Genomic DNA, 19,613 nt, shown 5'->3' on the forward strand with positions numbered 1-19,613 from the left:
ATAGCGCGACAGAAAACTGGCTGAATCCGGTTGAGGATCACACCTTGCCGAGCGGAGGAGAGCACAGATGACCAAGTCCGAGCGAGCGAAGGTCTATCGAGACGACACCGCCTCCAGGCCGTGCAGAGGACACGCCAGGCCTGCCCTGGTAGCGCCAACTAGGCGGCGTCTCTGCTCCGCCATTGACTGGAGGGCATCGGAACGATGCACCTGGGACAAGCCATAAAGCGTCTTGATAGTGACGACCTTGGTCTCATGAACGCCTTGATGGAGGTGTTTGGACAGGCATTTGGCGACATGAAGACCTATGTCGGCAGCCGGCCCTCGGCGGATTACCTGAGCCGGCTGCTTGCCAGGGATGAGTTCATTGCCCTGGTCGCCCTTCGGGATGGAAAAGTGGTGGCGGGGTTGGCCGCGTACGAGCTGAAGAAGTTCGAGCAGGAGCGCAGTGAAGTCTATCTCTACGACCTGGCGGTTGCCGCCGAATACAGGCGCCAGGGGATTGCCACGGCCTTGATCGAGGCGCTCAAGGATACCGCTGCGGCGCGCGGAGCCTACGTCATCTTCGTCCAGGCCGATACGGGACCGGAAGACGAGGCGGCCATCGCCCTGTATTCGAAGCTGGGCATCAGGGAGAACGTCCTGCATTTCGATATCCCCGTCAGGCGCAGCTGAGCCTTCTCATAGCCTGCCCCTATCGAGGCGAAAGCCTCTCTCCAGCTTGACGGTTTCGCTCTCTAATCCTTGACTGATACTTGACGGCTTACGGGACGCTCAATGCCTGCGGCGAAGGGCCGGAAGGCGTTTACAACAACATGAGGCGATGCGGCGTTATCGGCTCAGATACCCTGTAGGCCACCATCCAGTCGAGGAGAAGACCGTGTCCGATCAAAAGCCTACACGCCGGGAGTATGGGGCGCGCACCACGTCCCGCCTGCAGGGCAACGAGCACTGGTGGCCCGACCAGCTCAACCTCAACATCCTGCACCAGAAACACCCCGACGCCAGCCCGTTCGGGGCCGACTTCAGCTATGCCGAGGCATTCTCGCAGCTCGACGTCGACGAACTCTGCGCCGATCTCGATGCCTTGATGACCGATTCGCAAGACTGGTGGCCCGCCGACTGGGGCCACTACGGCCCGTTCTTCATTCGCATGTCGTGGCACGCCGCCGGCACCTATCGTGCGCTGGACGGCCGCGGCGGCGGCGGTACCGGCGCCCAGCGCTTCGCCCCGCTCAACAGCTGGCCCGACAACGGCAACCTGGACAAGGCCCGCCGCCTGCTATGGCCGATCAAGCAGAAGTACGGAGAGAAGATCTCCTGGGCCGACCTGCTGGTACTCGCCGGCAACCGCGCACTCGAAACCATGGGCTTCCGCACCTTCGGCTTCGGCTACGGCCGCGCCGACATCTGGGCACCCGAGGACGACATCTACTGGGGCCCCGAGACCGAGTGGCTGGCCACCAACGACGAGCGCTACACCGGCAGCTGGGAAGACGGCAGCCGCGTGCTCGACAACCCCCTCGCCGCGGTGCAGATGGGCCTCATCTACGTCAACCCGGAGGGCCCCAACGGCATTCCCGACGCGATGAAGTCCGCCCAGGACGTACGCGAGACCTTCGCTCGCATGGGCATGAACGACCGCGAGACCGTCGCGCTGACGGTGGGCGGCCACACCTTCGGCAAGATGCACGGCAACGGCTCGCCGGATGCCGTGGGCGAGGCCCCCGAGGCCGCCAAGATTCACCTGCAGGGCTTCGGCTGGGCCAACACCAATGAGACCGGCCTCGGCGAGTACACCGTGACCTCCGGCCTCGAAGGCGCCTGGACCCCGACGCCGACCCAGTGGGACAACGCCTACCTCAACACCATCTTCGCCCACCAGTGGGAGGTGAAGAAGTCGCCCGCCGGCGCCAACCAGTGGGAGCCGGTCGAGGTCAAGGAGGGCTACTGGGTGCCCGACGCCCATGTGGAAGGCAAGAAGAACCCGCCGGTGATGAACACCGCCGACATGGGGATGATCACCGACCCCATCTACCTCGAGATCGCCAAGGAATTCCACCAGAACCCCGAGAAGCTCGCCGACGAGTTCGCCCGCGCCTGGTACAAGCTGCTGCATCGCGACATGGGCCCGCGCGCCCGCTACCTCGGCCCGCAGGTGCCCAACGAGGTGCTCGTGTGGCAGGACCCGGTGCCCGAGCATCAGGGGCCGCTGGTCAACGACCAGCAGATCGCCACGCTCAAGCAGCAGATCGCCGACTCTGGCCTCAGCGCCAAGCAGCTGGTGAGCACCGCCTGGGCCTCGGCCTGCACCTACCGCCAGACCGACCATCGCGGCGGTGCCAACGGCGCGCGCATCTGTCTCGAGCCGCAGACCGGCTGGGACATCAACCAGCGCTCCGGCGTGTATGACGTGATCGACAAGCTCAAGCAGATCAAGGACGCCTCGGAGGCCAACATCTCGCTGGCGGACATGATCGTGCTGGGCGGCAGCGTCGGGGTCGAGATGGCGGCCAAGGCGGCCGGGCACAACGTCACCGTGCCGTTCACCCCGGGCCGCACCGACGCCACCCAGGAGATGACCGAGGTGGATACCATCGCCTACCTGGAGCCGAGGCACGACGCCTTCCGCAACTACATGCAGCCCCAGGTGACCTCCATCCCCGCCGAGCACCTGATGGTCGACCGCGCCTTCATGCTCAACCTCAGCGTACCGCAGATGGCCGCGCTGCTCGGCGGCATGCGCGCCATCGGCGTCAACGTGGGTGACAACAACGACGGCATCCTCACCGACCGCCCCGGCCAGCTGACCAACGACTTCTTCGTCAACCTCGTCGACATGGGCACCGTGTGGGAGCCCCTCGACGAGAGCGAAGAGCGCTTCGAAGGACGCATTCGCAAGACGGGCGAGAAGAAGTGGACCGCCACCCGCGTCGACCTCGTGTACGGCTCCAACTCCCAGCTACGCGCCATCGCCGAGGAGTACGCCGCCAACGGCGGTGAGGAGCGCATGATCGACCGCTTCGTGAAAGGGTGGGTCAAGGTCATGGAGAACGACCGCTTCGACCTGCATCGCTGAAGCACAGGTCCGCGGCAGTAACGCGGGCCTGGTGGGCTTCAAAACTGATCCCGGAGGCTGAGCAACCAGCCTCCGGTTTTTTTATGTCCCGACTCAGATCAAAAGAAGTGGCGCTAGCAACGCCTCATGCTTTCGTTGGCATTGCCCTAAACGTTTCGCTTGGTTACGGTTAGTAAAAAGCCGCAGTAGACGGCTCAGGCTCTACCTGAAAACTGGCTGCGCTCGGCCATACGGTGTTAAAAATCGGCTCAAAGTACTCATTTGCACCCCGTAAACTCCGTCTTTTTGCCGATTTTTGCCTTGTCTGGCCTTCGCTCGCCGCCTTTTCAGGCAAAGCCATGCAATCAAGACGTACTCAGGGACTGCCGCATTAGGATGATGCGAATCATCATCCATTCTGCCAGCAGGGGCGGTAGCGTGCCCCGTCTCCCAACTTCCCCGCCAGACGAAATCAAGTCTTATTTACATTCTCCAGTAACTTACTGAATTCAAATAGTTTCGACCGTGCATGGTATTCTCTGACAATTGATTGGTTCAGAAGAGATAACCCATGCGCCATGAAGGCAAACTCACCGAGTGGAACGACGCCAAGGGCTTCGGATTCATCACGCCAGCCGCAGGCGGCCCTCGCGTGTTCGTCCATATCAGCGCCTTTCCACGCGGTGAAGGTCGGCCAAAAGTGAACGAGCCAATCACTTACCATCTGACCCGTGATAGCCAGAGCAGGCCCAGAGCACAGAAGGTACTTTTCCTATCACCAAACCGCTCAGCTCCTCGCAGCAAGGGGATGGCATTCGCTTGCACTGTGGCCGCAGCCTTCTCCGCGCTTCTGGCGGCCTTGAGTGCTCTGGGTCACATATCGCTAAAGCTTGTGGGAGCCTACATGCTGCTGAGCGCGATCACCTTCGCCATGTACGGCTTCGACAAAGCCGCAGCGGAAAGGGGCCAGTGGCGAACATCAGAAGCCACGCTTCTCTTCGTGGGGTTGATCGGCGGCTGGCCCGGCGCGCTGGTAGCGCAGCGGCTGTTTCGGCACAAAACCAGGAAGCAGCCGTTTCAGGCCATATTCTGGTGTGGAGTGGTGGTGAATTGCGGGGTGGTTGGGTGGCTGATTTATGCGGGGGAGGTGGGGCGGCTTTGGGCTGTTTAAGGAGCGGTTAACTGACTTGGTTCGTAGCACTTGGTTGCCTCCCAGCCTATTAGTTTATGTGCATACAGTATATTGGTTCCGGCAAAAAGAGCACGCGCGCGAATTCTGCATAGGTGGCAGAGCTATACTTAGGTGCTAGAAAAATCAACGAGTTGCAAGGAATGAAGCGCGTCAGATAATATTGTTGAACGCGCAGGATGTTCATTGAATATCAGGACGTGCAGTCCAATCACTGTTAAGTGGAGAATTCGATGCTCCAAGGCAGTTGGGATAAGGTCGCCAGTGACGTCGATTTCAATCTAGAAATTGATTTGGCGCGATTTCTGGACTTGATTAGCCGAAAAGCTAAGGTGCTAGACTTTGGGTGTGGGTATGGGCGGATTTCCAACGAACTTACTGAGTCCGGGTACACTGATGTAATGGGCGTTGATCCTTCTTGCGCAATGATCGAACGTGGAAGGAAGGCGTTTCCTGGGTTGCCTCTCCTGCATTTGGATGGGATGGATCTTCCGTTCGGCGAGAATGCATTCGATGCCGTCGTCATTTGCGCGGTACTTACGTGCATTCCTTCACTTGAGGAGCGGGGTAGAGTGGCTGCGGAAATAACCCGTGTGTTGAAGCCAGGCGGGGTCGTTCATATATCGGAGTTCTGTTCTGAAGAAAGTAAGGGCTTTATTTCCGGCCTCGGTTTACCGATGCGATACAGTAGCCCGAAAGAGCTCCGCGACCTATTCGCTAGTTTCTCTTGCTTTCACGATGAGGTGGTAAGTGCTACTACTATGAGTGGTGGTTCCACGTCTAGCTACCGCGCGTTCATCCGAAAGCCACTTAACAAAGCAATGCACGCGACAAGCGCGTGATTGCCGGCGTTAAAAAGGGAGAGAAATGGATCTGATCGATAGGCTGCTAGAAGGGATAAAATCAGCAGTCGACAAACACTGGGATTACCAAAAATCGATTTTAGAAGTTAAGCCAGAGTACCTGTTTACAGTCGCAACGGCAGATGAATTGGTTAAGGGATTTGACGGAATAAGTGGGCTAGATATAGAGGTTCACCTTGAAAAGCCAGTTAACCCTATAGGCGGCCAAGGATTGATTAGAAAGGTTGGTCTTAAAGAGTATTTTGGAATTCTAAAAGAAAAAGTTAGCCGTTCGGGCAAAGTAGATATTTTTGTTGACATTGAGCCTAAAGACCACTCTTTAGTAATCGAGCTCAAAGGGTTCGATCCAAATGCGACTGAAGTAAAGAAAGAAATAGAAAGGTTTATTGATTTTCTACAACTATATAACGGTAATACAGCGATAGAAGGTTGCTATCTATCGTTTCCAACGAAAGATAATAAGCGTACGTGGATTGATAAGCAAGTTAGTGCGGTGGGTCTGCCTTCCTCGCTGACACATGATATCAGGATAAAGGGATATCACACTAATGAAGGCCCAGAAGATGGTCTTCCTTATTTTTATGCTAATGTGCTGAAAGTATGCCGTTTTTAACAAGCGCATCAACGGGACCGTTTTGTTCCGCTGGTCGCTCCAAAAATCGGCCCGTTATGCGTGGCGTTGGGCGGCTTGAAATGGCTAGGGGTAAACCAAAGCGTAATGTCTATTTATAGTGATGACGAACCAGCTTGGCGGCAACATTTTCCGACCTACCACTTTGAAGATCGGGACGTTGCGCTAGAGGAATATCGCCTAACTGCAAAAACCCTGGAAGCAGATGAACGGGTGTTCCTAAATGCAGCAAATATATCCATCGTAATAGGTGCTGCATTTGGCTCGCTTGCTCTCGGAAACCTCAATGCTATTACTTCATCCCTTGCTCCGTACGTTCCTGAGCTTGCGACGCTTTTCGTTGTTTTATTGGTTTCAGTTGCGGCCGGAGTCATCTTCTTGCGGTACTTTGCAGACCGTCAAAAGGCCATCGTTTTTGCTGGTAGAAAGCTAATCGTACTTCGTCGCATGCTAGGAATGTCTTACGGAAGATTGCAACTCGTTCTTCCAAACTGGCGTATCGAAGGAGCAGATGAACCTTTCGCATTACGCTTATTCCCGGGTTGGAACACATATGTCGCATACCCATGTTATGCGCTCGCGGGTATATCGTCAGTCGTGGTTTTCTTCGTTGGTGCAACTATCCTTTCCAAGGCTTTTGGTGCAAACCATATTTCAGCGTCCTTGCATCCTCTTTTTCTAGCAATTTTCCTATCAGTGGCTTGGTTCGTATACCTCTGCTGGCTCTATCGTAAGGCTCTTCTGGATACTCATGAGCGCACTTCCTTCTTGGTGGCGCGGACTATCGCGAATATTCTTGGTGTCAGGATCGATGATCGTGCTGAGTACCTGATTTATCGAGCAAATCTTGCTACACACGAAGTTCATCGCCTAGGGATCGATCTCACTTCGCTAAAGAAAATGGCTGTCCAGATTGAGGACAAGGAATTTTTCTCACATCGTGGTGTAAGTTGGAAGGGTATTGCCAGGCTGCTTCTTTCAGTCATGAGGCTTGGGCCAAGATCGGGAGGTTCAACCATCACACAGCAGTTGGCGCGAACACTCTTTATCGTTGATCAAAGTAAGCTAATACGGCGTAAGCTAGTTGAAATACTTCTGGCACTTTGGCTTTCAAAGGTTATTTCAAAGGATCGTGTGTTAGAAATGTACCTTGTGTCCGTTCGCTTCGATTATGGTGTAATGGGAATAGCAGCAGCATGCTCACGTTTTCTGAAGGGACCAAGAGAATCCGCTATTGGGAATGCCGAGGCGTTCTTCCTAATTGAGAGGCTATCGAATGTTAGGTCGCTGCTACTTGGGCCAAGGGTTGCCCAAACACTACGACGGGCTGTTTATGATGGGGTGCTAACTGCGGAAGATGCAGTTAATACTGTTGCTATCTATCGCAGGGTGATTGATCAAGGTTTAATAAACGATCAGGGCAAATATCTACCAGAACTGGAGATTGAGTGGCCCGCCGCCCAACAAGTCGTTGCAGGGGAGGTTTGATCCGCCGCCCATTTTTTGCTGCTGCAAAAAGGGACGCCGTCTCAAACGCCCCTGAACTCAAGCGTTAGCATTCCGGTAAACACAAGCCGCTCGAATGTGTTCAGATATCAAAGAAGGTGAGAATGGACAAATTCAATGCCCGTTACGCATATGAGTCGCTACTTCTCATGCAGCCCCATATTGAATTTTCCGGGCTGTGGACAAAAGGTGATCGCTTTCTTATTTCATGTCCTTCTTTGGATAAGAATCCATTAACAAGTGATGGGAAGCCATTAAGGGATTGGTTTCACTACAGCTGCAGACCTGTTTGCTGCCCTATAGAAATAGCGTCTGACGTACCGGAAGGATACGAGCAGATCAATGAGCGCAGCGAAAGTGAGCTGGCAAGACTATTTGGAGAACCGCTTACACTCTCTGAGCTACATAGGGAGCTATATATTACTCTTCCTAAATCATTTCCACTTAGTGCAATTAAATCTGGTGCAGGGAAAGTCGTTGTCAGCGTAAATAGGCTGCTAACGCAAAACGAAGAAAATGAGATAAATATTGCCTTCGCAAATATTGGGATAGATTTCGATATCGAGGTTGTTGACCCTTCAGAAGATTCAGAAACAAATAACGATAAAGCATTAAAAAAATCTTTCGATGGATTGACGCTTATCCTAAGTGAACGCATAAAAGATAAAGTTCCTAATTGTGTTTTGTCTTCCTATGAAGAAGATGAGGAGTTCTGGATTGACAATCGAGTCAATGTATTCTCATCGGATATATGCTCAAGGAAAGATGTGCTAAAACCGTCTTTCTTGAAAAAAACTTCCGCATGCTTTATTGACGCCACGGTTTTTCCTCCCAAGAATATCAGAACCTACCTTCCCATATATCAACGCTTAGTCATTTCAATGCCTCTCGCAACTCACTTTGCTTCGGCATTAGATGCTTTCAATGTGCAAGAGACAGAGCTTTTGAATTTGATTGCGCGTGGAAGAGTACAATTCATCCTTCCGCAATCAATCCAACGCTATAATCTGAATTTTATTGCCAAAGCCATAGAAATAGATCCTGACTCGGTATTGCTCTCACGTAGACTAGCTGCAGCGTCAGTAGCTGAAACAAGGGCAAGACTTCCATTTCTTTACCCTCCTTTCGGCGCATCTGCTAAACGAGATTTATTGAGGCTGCTGGTAAGCGTTTCGGAACCGAAAATTAAGCCGGTAGGGGAGGTCCTAGCTAGGAGCCTTGCTCAGGGTTGGGTTGGGATGGAGAGGAATATAAGCAACCGTGGTGGAATGGGTACTGCTAATAACGGTGTAGGAACAATATTGGGTGAATTGATTAATACCGTGTCTGGAAGGGATTTACGACTTGAGTTAATAACTAGCTCAATGTCAGTAGAGTGGGCTGCTGCCGTTGGTGCAACTTACTGCCCTATAGAAAATAAAGGCTACTCTGATTTTAATGCAGCAAATCTGTGTGCAAGTCTGTACTCCGGCGTTGAAAATGCTCCTCTTATAAACCCAGTAAAATCACTCGAGCCGTTTATGGAGGGGCTTCTAACACTTAACAATGATGCCTCTGTTTTGGAGGTAGATGATGTGTTTACGTCAAGTGACATTGATAGATTGGGCGGATATTTGAGGGGAGTGACTGGCCTCGAAGACCCCAGTGAGGAAATTGCTGCTCTAAATGAGAGAATTAGAAAATTCGAGACCAATCAGAATAGAATTAATAGATTAGATATTCTTGGTCTAGGAGGTGTGGCGGTGGCTACAGCCATGACCGGAAACCCTTATGTTCCTTTCGGCTTATGGATTGCCCAATATATATTAAAAAATGCAGATCCTAGCAGGGATGTTGGCGGTAAGGCCATTGATTGGATTAGAGCAATAAATGCGAGGTCTTCAACTGATGCTGTTCTGGTTAGTCGGTTGCGATCAAAAATCCAAGGCCTATGAACCTTGCAATTTGCTCAATGCTAACAAAGCGCTTCTGCCGGACAATTTTTCCGCTGCGCTCCAAAATTGCCGCAGAGCGTGGCGTTAGACGCGAGACCTATGGAACCGGTAGGCGCCCATAATCCGTATGTTGGTCGATCTTAAGAGCTGGCTGCTCTCTCGTGCGCTCATCGAAGACGTGCCCATTGAGAAGTTCAACGAGATTCTTAAGGATCATCTGGATGAGGGCTGGGAGAAGATTTATGTCTATGGTGGGTTCGACGCATGGATCGACTACGGTCGAGCCAATCAGAAGAAGGGCCGTGTGATCCTGCGATTCGAATGGGGTAACTGGACGGAAGGGAAGGTCATCGGTCCGAAGCCGATGATTGATCAGATAACCCTTCGGCACGGCCTGAAAGTGTCGAAGCGGAGAGAAAGATTTGGTTCCGGCGGTGGTGTCAACGTCAGTGAAGATTGACCGGCCTCGCTGCTGCGGCGTGCTGTGGCGCAGGAGATATCAATAGTTAAGAAGCGCCAGCGCTGGCTAGCCTGGCGATACATAGCAGAAGAATCAAGAGGCTAACCATTGTGCGTGGAGCGGACCGCGCACGCCGCTCACGCTGGTCGTTGGGAGGAGGGGGTAATGAGCAGCATCTTGAAACAAGGGCACTTGGATGGCTTATGCTTGGTTTATGCCGTGGCTAACGCTTTTAAGGCATTGAAGTATCCAAGGCGCTCGGCGAGTTGGTTCGTTGACCACCAAAGCCATGTCTGGCGCAAGTTGGTCTCCGTTACACCGTCGCTTCATAACTTCGTGTCAGGAGAAGGAAGTGCATTCGAGTTGTCGACTGATTCCGCTGATGTCCTAGTAAAGGAAAGGCTGCTGGAGCTTTATGCGGCAGTGATTGGGGAGAGAAAGCGGGAGGAGTATGAAGCGCGACGCGTTCCCCTAGAAGAGCTGAGCTCAGCGATTGGAGAGTCATCTGCCGGGCTGGTATGCCTGAGGACCTCCGTGGAAACAGGCAGTTGCACCATTGGCGAACACTGGGTTTGCGTTGTCGATGCTGATCAAGAACAGTATTACCTCGCGTGCTCGTACACCGATCATCTTGTCAAGGGGGGCGAACCCGAGCATACCCGGCTAAGTCCACTTCTGAATCGGCCGTTCAACAACACGCTTCCTAAGCGATCAGTCAACAAAACATCCGTCTACGAGAACTCCGTTTATCACTTCAGGGTAGCCTACTAGCTAGGCAGTCCACATGGCCCAACCAAGGCATAGAGCCGACGCGGCTCATGCCTGTCGTTAGTTTTCTAGTAAATATCGTTACTTACCGTCAGGAAAAGAAATGGAAAATATCATCGAATTAATAAAGTCCGATATAGGTGTCACATTGGCTTGGCTGTGTACTGTAGGAAGTACAGTATTTTCTGTGATCACATCAAAGAAAAATAAGAAGCTGAAAGTAAAAATTGGTGAAATAACAAGCAACTCAGAAATGGATAACAGCCAAGACAGCATTATGCAAAACGGTCAGAAAAATGTATATACTAAGAACAATTCTGGCGGCATGAAAATAGACATGTAAAGGAATAAATTTTGACCATAGGAAATGAAGAGGTTGGCTCTCTGTGAACAAGACAGTAAATGTTACGCGTAATGCTGGTAATATTATCATCGGAGATTCTCCCGAGTATGAAATCAGTTCAGCCATAAATGAATTGCTAAAGTCATTAGCTAGCAAGCCGTTTACATTTAATACGAACAGAAGACGTCCGTCTTCTGAAACTGTTGTAAAGATAAATCACAACAATCTTAAATCTAAAAGTCATATCATAAAGCAATATCTGGATCACTCTTCAAAAATAGAGGAAGCGTATTCTGATATTGACTCACTAATAACCTTCGGAAAAGATACAATAATTCAAAATTTAAACGATTTATATTATCTCGCATTAGACTCTGTTGGTATAGATTATTTAAGTTGCGATGTAGATATAGAAAAGGTCAGAGAAAATTCAGAATTCATTTTGGATTTCATCATTCAAAAATTAAAAAATAGTGCATTTGAGTCGAAAAACACACCTGCTTTCAAGGAGCATGTTGAATTAGGGGTGAACGTTGTTGTAGCCCATGCTTTTATTGAGTGCGTAATCATGGAAAATCCAAATTATGATTCCTAGAAGTGGTTGTGACCCTGAGATAAATGTTGTAAGCATTGGGGCAAAGATTTTAAAGAAAATTGCAGAAGAAAATTCATCCTTAGATGTTATACTAAGTGACTGCTCATCAGAACTTAAAGTTTCGATAGATCACATTATATTATCTTTAGACTGGCTATTCTCAATTAAGGCTATTGAATATAACGGAGTAGAGGTATTTATAAATGAAGCTTGATAGCCTTGAAGTTCAGATAAATTACGAAGTAAAGAGGTTCGTTAAATTCGAGCCAGGTCTGAACCTCATTACAAATAAGCCAAATTCAGGTCGAACAGGTAATAGCGTAGGAAAATCAACATTGTCAAGAGTTGTAGATTTTCTTATGCTGGGAAGTATAGACAGTATTTACATTGATGAAGAATTTAAAAAGCCAAACCTTGAGATAGAGGCTCTTTTTAAGAACAATTTTGTGACGGCTACGCTCAGTTTCCTTGACTACTCAAATAGAATAAATCAAGTTTCTCGAAATTTATCTATAGGTGACAGTTCAGAATCTAAATTCTGGATTAATGGTGATGCTGTTGAAGAAAAGAGGTATGAAGAATTTCTTCAAGACAAAATGTTTAATATATCAACCAGAAGGCCATCTGTTAGAGCTTTAGCTCCTAAGTTTATTAGGAATAATAGTCACAGAATGTTGAGTACAACCAAGTTTCTTGATAAACGACAAGGTCCAAAAGATTACAGCGAGCTTTTTCTATACCTTTTTGGCTTCAATAATACGTCTCTGCTTACTGAAAAAAGAGATGCAACAAACTTAGTTAGCAGGCGGAAAAGGAACTCCACATCCATTAATGCTTTAGTGAAAGAACAAAACCCAAAAAGTGAGATTAAAAAATATAAAGCCGATGCTAAGGAACTAGAGAGCAGTCTTTTGACATTTGAATATTCATCAGAGTATTCCAATCCAATAGAGAGGCTTTCAGAGCTGCAAGTTAAAGAAAATAGATATACTGAAGAGCTTCTATCCATACAGAGAAAACTAGATAACATCAACCATACCATCGAACTATTGTCTAAAGACAAAGATGGTTATTTGATCAATGAGCTTAAGGCTATATACAGTTTCTCAGGTGTGGCAATTGATGGAGCTTTACGTGAACTTGAAGATGTTATTTTATTCCATAAAAACCTCGTTGAGAAAAAGAAACGCTTTCTTACAATTGATATACCTAAATTAAACGAAGAATCTGATGGTCTTCAGGCAGAGCTTGTTTCAATAAGAAATGATAAGCTACAGGTTTTTTCCGACATGAGATCTAAGGAAAGCTTAGATAATGTTACTAAAAATTTGAAACGACTTGGTGAGCTTAAGGTTGAGCTTGGGAAGTTGGAAGGGCTAATGGAACAACAGTCCAAAGCAAAATCGGATCTAGCTGAAGCAGAAACTAAATTACAAAAAATTCTTGATGCGGTTTCTAAAGAGGTTGACAACGTTTATTTGTTTGAGAAAATTTTCAATTCGCACTTAAAATCTCTTACAAAAAGTCTTCATGATGAAGAATATAGCATAGATCTATATTTTAATAAGGATAGTGGTGCTTGCTCTATAGAGCTAAATAACTCAGCAACTAATCCTGAGGGAGGGAAAAAGAAAGCCGAAGTTATTGCATTTGATTTCGCTTATATACATGCCGTTGATGAGTTTAAGCTGAAACGCCCAAGGTTTATTTTCCATGACAGCATTGAGGATATCGACAAAAAACAGATCGAAGAAATATTCAAAGAAGCAAGCAAGCTTCCAGGTCAACAGATACTCTCAATGTTATCAGATAAAATATCAGAGGAGGCTTATAAAAAGATATCTAAACATATAATCTTGTCTCTTGATGAGAATGAAAAATTCTTTTGTGTTTAAACAAAAACTAACAAATAAATTCATGTGACACCTGCGGTGAACCAGATTTAGGCGCTAGACTCATTTGACAAACTGACCCCCTCTCGGTTGCTCTGCAACAATATTTCATTTGTAATGTGGTGCCGCCAAGGAACCCACCGGTGTTCATCCCCCAAGACGGGCGCTTGCGGCTGGATCGTGAGCGCTTGAAGCAGCATCGCAAGCGGCTGGGCCTGAGTCAGGAGGCGCTGGCCGAGTACTGTTTTGATCGTCGCTTGTGTGTCTCCATCGCTTCCATCAAGCGGGCCGAGAGTGGCAAGGCGGTGCTGTATCGTACCGCGCGCCATCTGGCCGAGATCTACGAGGTCGAGGTCGAGGAGCTGTCGGCGGAGGTCGAGGAGGCTGCCGTTGTCGCCTCCGATATCGAGGAGATGGAGAGCGCTCGCGTACTGATCCAGCTGCACGCCGTGGCGTCCGATCAGTCGGCGCTGGCGAGCTGGGTTCAGCATTTCGGCGGCAGCCTGGAGGAAGGGGGCACGGCACTGTTCGGGCTGCCCCGGGCTTACCGCAGCGATGCCCAGCGCGGCCTGTTGTGTGCTGCCACCCTGGTGGAGCAGGGGGTGGCCCGCGGCGTTTATCTTCAGGCCGGCCATTGGCCCACGGCTGTGCCGCTTTCCATGTCGGGTGAGCAGAGCGGCGTTTGGGTCGAGCGTGGCGTGGCGGTGCAGTTGGCGGAGCGTTTCGTTTTCGATGACGAAGTCGGCGAGTGGCGGCGCTATCGCCAACCCCGGGACGAGGCGCATGACGCTCGCTTCGAGCTGGTGGGGCGCCGGGTGCAGTTGGGCCAGCTGCAAGCCATCCTGGAGAACACCTAGGCCTATCAGGCCGGCCATCTGATCTATATCCGCGGTGTGGCCGGCATCGGCAAGACGCGCCTCAGCGCCGAGTTTGCCGAAATGGCCGCGGCCCATGCCGATCATCACCAGGCTGAGGTGCTGGACTTCGGTACCCGCGCCGACGAAGGCCCGCTGATGCAGCTCACGCGTTCGTTGCTGCAAACGTCCGCCGAGGCGAAAGCGGAAATTCTGGACGAGGCTCTCCTGCTGGCCCGTCTCTCGGCGCTGCGCCTGCCCAGGGAGCACGCCATGCTGCTGCGTCCGCTGTTGGGCTTGCCTCAGCCGGAGGAGGCGCAGTCGCTCTATGCCGCCATGACCCCCGCGACCCGCAGCCAGCGCCTGGTGCTGGCTCTGCGCGATCTGCTCCTGGCGCGCTCGATTCATCGCCCTCAGCTGGTGGTGGTGGAGGACCTGCACTGGGCCGACGAGGCGCTGCTGGCCACGCTCACCGGGCTGCTGCAGGGCACCCAGGAAGCGCCGGTGATCTGGCTGTTCACCTCGCGCCTGGAGCAGGACCCGCTGGAGAGCCGCCTGCGCCCGCAGTTGCCGGAGCTGCCGCTCACTCTGATCGAGCTGCCGCCGCTGCGCCCGCAGGAGGCCGAGGCCCTGGTGGCCAGCTACGGCACGGTACCCGCCGAGCACGCCGCCCGCTGCGTGACCCAGGCCCAGGGCAACCCGCTGTTCCTGACCCAACTGCTGCTGTTCCATCCTCATCGCAGCCTGCCGGCCAGCCTCGCCAATCTGGTACAGAGCAAGCTGGATCAGCTCACCGATCTGGATCGTCGGGCCATGTGCATCGCCGCGGTGATGGGACAGCGCTTCTCCCTGGCCTCGCTGCAGGAGGTGCTGAGGCAGGCCGATTATCAGCCCGAACTGCCCCAGCGCTACAGCCTGGTGCGCCCGCTGGAAGAGGGCAGCTACCGCTTCGTGCACGACCTGATCCTGCAAGGCATCTACGAGGGGATTCCCAAGATTCAGCGCGACCGCCTGCATCTTCGCCTGGCCGCGCTCTACGGCGAGGCGGAACCTGGCTTGCGGGCGCGCCACCTGCATCGGGCGCGCTCGCTGGAGGCGCCGAATGCCTTCCTGCAAGCGGTGGCGGCGGAAATGGCCCGCTATCGCCATGAGGAGGCCATGGTGCTGCTGCGGGACTGCCGCGCCATCGACTACGCGCCGAAGGATGAGTACCGCCTGATGCTGCTGCAGGGCCAGGTGGCGATGGCTACCGGGCAGATCCAGGCGGCGCGGGAGCACTTCGAGGCGGCTCGCAGCTTCGCCCGGGAGGAGTGTCAGCGCATCACGGCCGATCTGTGGCTGGCCCGGGTGCTGAACATGCTCGATGCACTGGCGGCGGAGGAGGCGATACTCGACGGCCTGCTGCCCCTGGCCGAGGCGCTGGAGGACCCCTTGCCCCTGGCCGAGGCGCTCTATCTCAAGGGCAATCTCTATTTCCCCCGGGGCGACTTTGCCACCAGCCGCGCCTATCACACCCGCGCCCTGGAGCAGGCCCGCCGTGGCGGGGACGTGCGCACCGAGATCCAGGCCCTGAGCGGGCTGGGCGATGCCCACTATGCCGAGGGGCAGATGCTCAGCACCCTCGAGCTGTTCGACCACTGCGTCACGCTGTGCCGAACCCATGGCCACGCCGACTTGGAGGCCTCCAACCTGTTCATGCTGGGTACCGCCCGCATTTACGCCAACCAGACCGACGCGGCGCTGGCCGACTGCTTCGATGCCGCCGAGCTGGGCAAGCGGGTCGGCAACCGGCGTGCCGAGGTGGTGGCGCGGCTCACGGCGGGGTGGATTCTGCTCTCCCAGGGCGAGCCGTATGCGGCGGACGAGCAGATCGAGCAGGCGCTGACGGTGGCGCGTGGCCTGGGCTCCGGTCGCTTCGAGGCGTTTTTGCTGGAGAGCCAGGCCCGGGTTGAGCTGATCACCGGGCGGCTGGCCGAGGCGCGAGCCAGCATCGAGCGTGCCTGGCAGCTGGTCGAGCAGCACGGCCTTAAGGCCTTCATCGGCCCCTGGGTGCTGGGCACCCGTGCGTTGCTGGAAGAGGAGCCCGAGACGCGCCTGGCGACGCTACAAGAGGGCGAAGCGCTGCTGGATGCCGGCTGCGTGGGGCACAACGGCTATCGCTTCCTGGTCACCGCGGCGGAGGTCAGTCTGCTCGACCGACGCCCCGAGGCGGCCCGCCACTATGCCCAGCGCCTGACCCAACTGATGGGGGCGGAGCCCTGTGCCTGGGGCGAGCACCACTGCGCCTTGATCGAGGCCTATGCCGATTGGCTGGAGAACGGCCAAGCGGAGGGCGAGAAGGGCGGCGAGGAGAGCACCCTGAAAGCCCTACGGGCGTGCTGGCACCGTGGCGAAGCCGCTGGCCTGGTGATGACGCTGCCCCGCCTGGCTGCCAGTCGGCACTAGCCGCAGGACTTTCTCATCCCGGCGCTCCGCCGTGCCCAGCAGCAGCTCGACGAGATGCGCCGACTGCTCCAGGCACTGCTCCTGCAGGCCGGCGCCGCGGGTCCAGCCGCCGGCGAACAGCAGCGGGCAACCCTCTTGGCCCTCGGCGCTCCGTCGGGCGGTGGCCTGGTTGTAGCGCTCGATCTCCGCCTGCGCCTCCAGGCAATTGGCATCCAGCACGTTGTGCTTGAACAGGGTCCAGGCCTTGGATTCCAGGGCGCTGTCCAGCGGCGGCAGCCGGTCCCGATAGCCGCCCTCGCCGGGAGCGGCGGTCATCGGTACGGACTCGTCCAGGGGAGGGGACTGCCGCTCGAGCATCTCGCTGCGGGGAATCCGGTTCAGATCATCCACCAGGGAGACGAAGTACTGCGGCAGGCCCGCCTGGTTGTACGCGGGGTTCTCGGCATCGTTCTGGTGGCGATTGGCCACGTAGTCGATGCGGTAGGGGAAGAAGGTGTCCTCGGGATTGCGCACCTCGATGTTGTAGGTGCGCCACAGGTTGCGATCGGGCGGCAGGCGCGCGGCGGCGGTGTGGCAGACGCCGAAGCTGCGGGTGTAGCGCACCTTGCCGAGGATGTGCCGCAGCTCCCGCTGGGTGTCGCTCAGGCCGTCGCCGAAGGTCAGCAGCGGCAGGGCGTCTTCGGCGTGGGTGGCCATGATCAGCAGGTCGGCCTCCCAGCGGCGTTCGCCGGGGGCACGCTCCGTCAGCGTCACGCCCCGGGGCGAGAGGCTGGCTTCCACCTCGATGCCGCGCAGGATCTGAACGCGGGGGCCCGGCGTATTCGGATTGACGATGTGCGCGGCCAGGGCCTCCAGCCAGTGCTGGGCGCCGTGCTCGAAGTAGCGGCGGTCCGGCGGCGAGCCGCCCTCCTGAATGCGGTAGTACTCGAAGGGGGCCTGGAGCGGCATGCCGCCCGGGCCGCGATCGTCGGCGAAGTACATGGCCGAGATGCGGGGGTAGTAGATGGTGCGACGGATGCGCTCCAGCCGGGCCGGCAGCTCGGGGTCGTGCCAGTCGATGGTGACGTGCAGTTGATCCGCCGCGGCGGCCAGCATCTCGGCGGGTGTGGCCACGCAGGTATCGAAGAAGTCGTCCACCGTATAGCGCGGCGTAACGCGGCGATTCTCCACCAGGGCGATGGCACTTTGGTGAACCACGGGGATCAGCAGTGCCAGCCGGCCTCCATCGACCTTGCACAACTCGTGGGCCGGGTCGCTGACGCCACGAAACAGCTCCTTGTCGTCGGTCAGGGCAATGCTTCCGTCACGGCTGAAATAGCTCTCGGTATTCTCCAGCGGCTTCATGCGCTCCAGCTCGCCGATCTCGCCGAGTATCGTGCGCAGGCGGTGGTAGGTCGCCAGGTTGACGTCATTGACGCCCAGGTCGGCCCAGCGGCGATAGGGCGTCTCGGGCTTGCCAGGGTATCGCCGCACGCCCAGGTCGACCCACACCGTCTCGGCGTTGCCGCCCAGGCTGGCCTTGCGCTCGAAGATCGTGACCTCGATCTGCCGGGCCGTCTCGTGCCCCAGCTTCTGGCAGCCGAGTTTTTGCAGATAGTAGGCCAGCGACAGGCCGGAAACCCCGCCGCCGATGATGGCAACCCGTAGCGGTGCATGGTCCATGGTGGCGCCCCCCAGTCGTTGTTTTCATAAGAATCCGCCAGGAGGATGTCGCGTCCAAGAGGCTCAGATGAGGTGATACCGAAGTGATCCGTTGCGCTTGGCAGGGCTGATACCGGCGTTCGTGGTGATACCGAGGTGATGCGGTCAGCCACTTCCAGTCGGGGGCCGTCTCCATCGTCAGCGGTGTCGGTGGGGGCAAGTGGCACTGAGTCGGGAACTTTGAGCTGGTCACATCCGGGGGCGCTACGGCGCCCCTGTTCATTTGAGCGGCTATACTTGCTCCATGCCTGCGTTGGCTTTGCCGTCACCGTTGGTGCTAGTTGCGGTTGGTGAGAGCGCAGAAAATGTGCTTGAGATGCGGTCCATGTCTTCCATGAAAGCATGAAGGCAATCCAATGCATTTATATGAAGAGCAATTTTCAGAGCGCCATGACTATCCGAGAGTAAAAGCTCCCGCCAAGGTGTTGGTCATCGCATCTACGGGAAGAAGCGGCAGCCATATGCTGGGCCATGCCCTACATGCAACCAATCGATTTGGCTTTCCATTGGAATATGCGAATCCTTTAAATTTGCAGGAATGGCAAAGGCGACTGAAAATCGACGATTTTCAAGAGGTGATGGAGGAAATCAAGCAGCGAAGAACATCGCCTAATGGCGTGTTTGGAATAAAGCTTCATTACCCGCACATCAAGCAGTTTGGTGGTTTCGGTAATGTGGTCAAGTGTTTTCCAGATGCCTATTACATTCTATTGTCGAGAAAGGATCTGTTGAAACAGGCCGTGTCACTGTCGATAGCTATCCAGACAGGGGTGTGGATTTCCGGCCAACAGGCAGTAAGCGATGACCCACAGTATGATTTTGGCCATATTGACAAATGCCTTCGTGAAACTATTTTAAATAATTCATCATGGAGATACACTTTGTCGGCTAACGGCTGTAACTACATCGAGATGGACTTTGATCATGTCCGTCACAACCTGGTTCAGTCGATAAATGATATAGCAGGCTTTATGGGCGTTGAGATCGAGTCGGTTGAAATACCCCGCGAGCCAGTCACGAAAAAGCAGAGTGACATTAGAAACGCAGAGTGGGAGAAGAGGTTCATCTCCGACTTCAATGCATCGAGCGAGCTTTTGAGCAATTCGGCGTCTGGCCTCATGAAAAGTATTGAACGAAAAGTCAAGCGAATGCTACATGCATAGCAGAGCGCACCCCCTCCTCATGGCCCCCGAGCCGGATTCCTGGCTCGGGGGTTTTTCGTTTACCCCCCACGACTTCGCCACCAGCGCCATGCCCACCTCCGGCCGGTTCGGTCGTTGAGCAGGTAAGCGACGCCTCTACTGATCGCTTGGCCGAGGTCGCCTTTGCCACCGGTGCAACCACCAAGAGGATAGGCGGATCCGACTTTTTTGT

The 19,613-nt window shown here is 54.1% G+C and carries 17 protein-coding genes; 16 read left to right on the top strand and 1 reads right to left on the bottom strand.

Features of this window, described 5'->3' with window-relative positions; translation table 11 throughout:
- Positions 1 to 204 precede the first annotated feature (204 nt).
- The 15 genes from I4484_RS09000 (at position 205) to I4484_RS09075 (ending at position 16,538) form a co-directional block, all read left to right on the top strand.
- Positions 205 to 675: an AAC(3)-I family aminoglycoside N-acetyltransferase gene (locus I4484_RS09000; protein ID WP_197450612.1), complete on the top strand. Its 471-nt coding sequence runs from the start codon at positions 205 to 207 to the stop codon at positions 673 to 675.
- A 205-nt stretch (positions 676 to 880) separates the two neighbouring features.
- Positions 881 to 3,079 carry a catalase/peroxidase HPI gene (gene katG, locus I4484_RS09005; RefSeq protein WP_197450613.1) on the top strand — a complete coding sequence of 733 codons (2,199 nt, stop codon included), beginning with the start codon at positions 881 to 883 and terminating at the stop codon, positions 3,077 to 3,079.
- Between the two features lie 550 nt (positions 3,080 to 3,629).
- Entirely contained in the window at positions 3,630 to 4,229 is a 600-nt protein-coding gene (locus I4484_RS20910; RefSeq protein ID WP_234283506.1) for a cold shock and DUF1294 domain-containing protein, read from the top strand.
- A gap of 251 nt (positions 4,230 to 4,480) precedes the next feature.
- The gene (locus I4484_RS21055; protein WP_197450614.1) at positions 4,481 to 5,089 is read left to right on the top strand and encodes a class I SAM-dependent methyltransferase; all 609 of its coding nucleotides are present in this window, start codon (positions 4,481 to 4,483) and stop codon (positions 5,087 to 5,089) included.
- A 25-nt stretch (positions 5,090 to 5,114) separates the two neighbouring features.
- Entirely contained in the window at positions 5,115 to 5,723 is a 609-nt protein-coding gene (locus I4484_RS09025) for a hypothetical protein (RefSeq protein ID WP_197450615.1), read from the top strand.
- Positions 5,724 to 5,828: 105 nt separating this feature from the next.
- The gene (locus tag I4484_RS09030) at positions 5,829 to 7,229 is read left to right on the top strand and encodes a transglycosylase domain-containing protein (RefSeq protein ID WP_197450616.1); all 1,401 of its coding nucleotides are present in this window, start codon (positions 5,829 to 5,831) and stop codon (positions 7,227 to 7,229) included.
- A gap of 122 nt (positions 7,230 to 7,351) precedes the next feature.
- The gene (locus I4484_RS09035; protein ID WP_197450617.1) at positions 7,352 to 9,181 is read left to right on the top strand and encodes a hypothetical protein; all 1,830 of its coding nucleotides are present in this window, start codon (positions 7,352 to 7,354) and stop codon (positions 9,179 to 9,181) included.
- A 127-nt stretch (positions 9,182 to 9,308) separates the two neighbouring features.
- Entirely contained in the window at positions 9,309 to 9,641 is a 333-nt protein-coding gene (locus I4484_RS09040; RefSeq protein ID WP_197450618.1) for a hypothetical protein, read from the top strand.
- A gap of 165 nt (positions 9,642 to 9,806) precedes the next feature.
- Positions 9,807 to 10,412 carry a hypothetical protein gene (locus tag I4484_RS09045; RefSeq protein ID WP_197450619.1) on the top strand — a complete coding sequence of 202 codons (606 nt, stop codon included), beginning with the start codon at positions 9,807 to 9,809 and terminating at the stop codon, positions 10,410 to 10,412.
- Positions 10,413 to 10,512: 100 nt separating this feature from the next.
- A complete protein-coding gene (locus tag I4484_RS09050; RefSeq protein ID WP_197450620.1) occupies positions 10,513 to 10,752 on the top strand; it encodes a hypothetical protein in 240 nt (79 codons plus the stop codon).
- 43 nt (positions 10,753 to 10,795) lie between these two features.
- A complete protein-coding gene (locus I4484_RS09055) occupies positions 10,796 to 11,347 on the top strand; it encodes an ABC-three component system protein (protein WP_197450621.1) in 552 nt (183 codons plus the stop codon).
- Positions 11,337 to 11,561, top strand: coding sequence for an ABC-three component system middle component 6 (locus I4484_RS09060; protein WP_197450622.1), 225 nt, complete (start codon positions 11,337 to 11,339; stop codon positions 11,559 to 11,561). The genes I4484_RS09055 and I4484_RS09060 overlap by 11 nt, the downstream gene beginning before the upstream one ends.
- Positions 11,551 to 13,242: a DUF2326 domain-containing protein gene (locus I4484_RS09065; RefSeq protein ID WP_197450623.1), complete on the top strand. Its 1,692-nt coding sequence runs from the start codon at positions 11,551 to 11,553 to the stop codon at positions 13,240 to 13,242. Before I4484_RS09060 ends, I4484_RS09065 begins: the two co-directional genes overlap by 11 nt.
- A 140-nt stretch (positions 13,243 to 13,382) precedes the next feature.
- Positions 13,383 to 14,096: a helix-turn-helix transcriptional regulator gene (locus I4484_RS09070; RefSeq protein ID WP_197450624.1), complete on the top strand. Its 714-nt coding sequence runs from the start codon at positions 13,383 to 13,385 to the stop codon at positions 14,094 to 14,096.
- 21 nt (positions 14,097 to 14,117) lie between these two features.
- The gene (locus I4484_RS09075; RefSeq protein WP_368408051.1) at positions 14,118 to 16,538 is read left to right on the top strand and encodes an AAA family ATPase; all 2,421 of its coding nucleotides are present in this window, start codon (positions 14,118 to 14,120) and stop codon (positions 16,536 to 16,538) included.
- Here I4484_RS09075 and I4484_RS09080 read toward each other — a convergent pair.
- On the bottom strand, positions 16,461 to 18,200 hold the full coding sequence (locus tag I4484_RS09080; protein ID WP_197450626.1) for an NAD(P)-binding protein: 1,740 nt from the start codon (positions 18,198 to 18,200) through the stop codon (positions 16,461 to 16,463). The genes I4484_RS09075 and I4484_RS09080 overlap by 78 nt on opposite strands.
- Positions 18,201 to 18,595: 395 nt before the next feature.
- Here I4484_RS09080 and I4484_RS09085 point away from each other — a divergent pair, with 395 nt between their 5' ends.
- Entirely contained in the window at positions 18,596 to 19,402 is an 807-nt protein-coding gene (locus I4484_RS09085; RefSeq protein WP_197450627.1) for a Stf0 family sulfotransferase, read from the top strand.
- Positions 19,403 to 19,613 lie beyond the last annotated feature (211 nt).

It is taken from the genome of Halomonas sp. SS10-MC5, from assembly GCF_015992245.1.
Lineage (GTDB): Bacteria > Pseudomonadota > Gammaproteobacteria > Pseudomonadales > Halomonadaceae > Halomonas > Halomonas sulfidoxydans.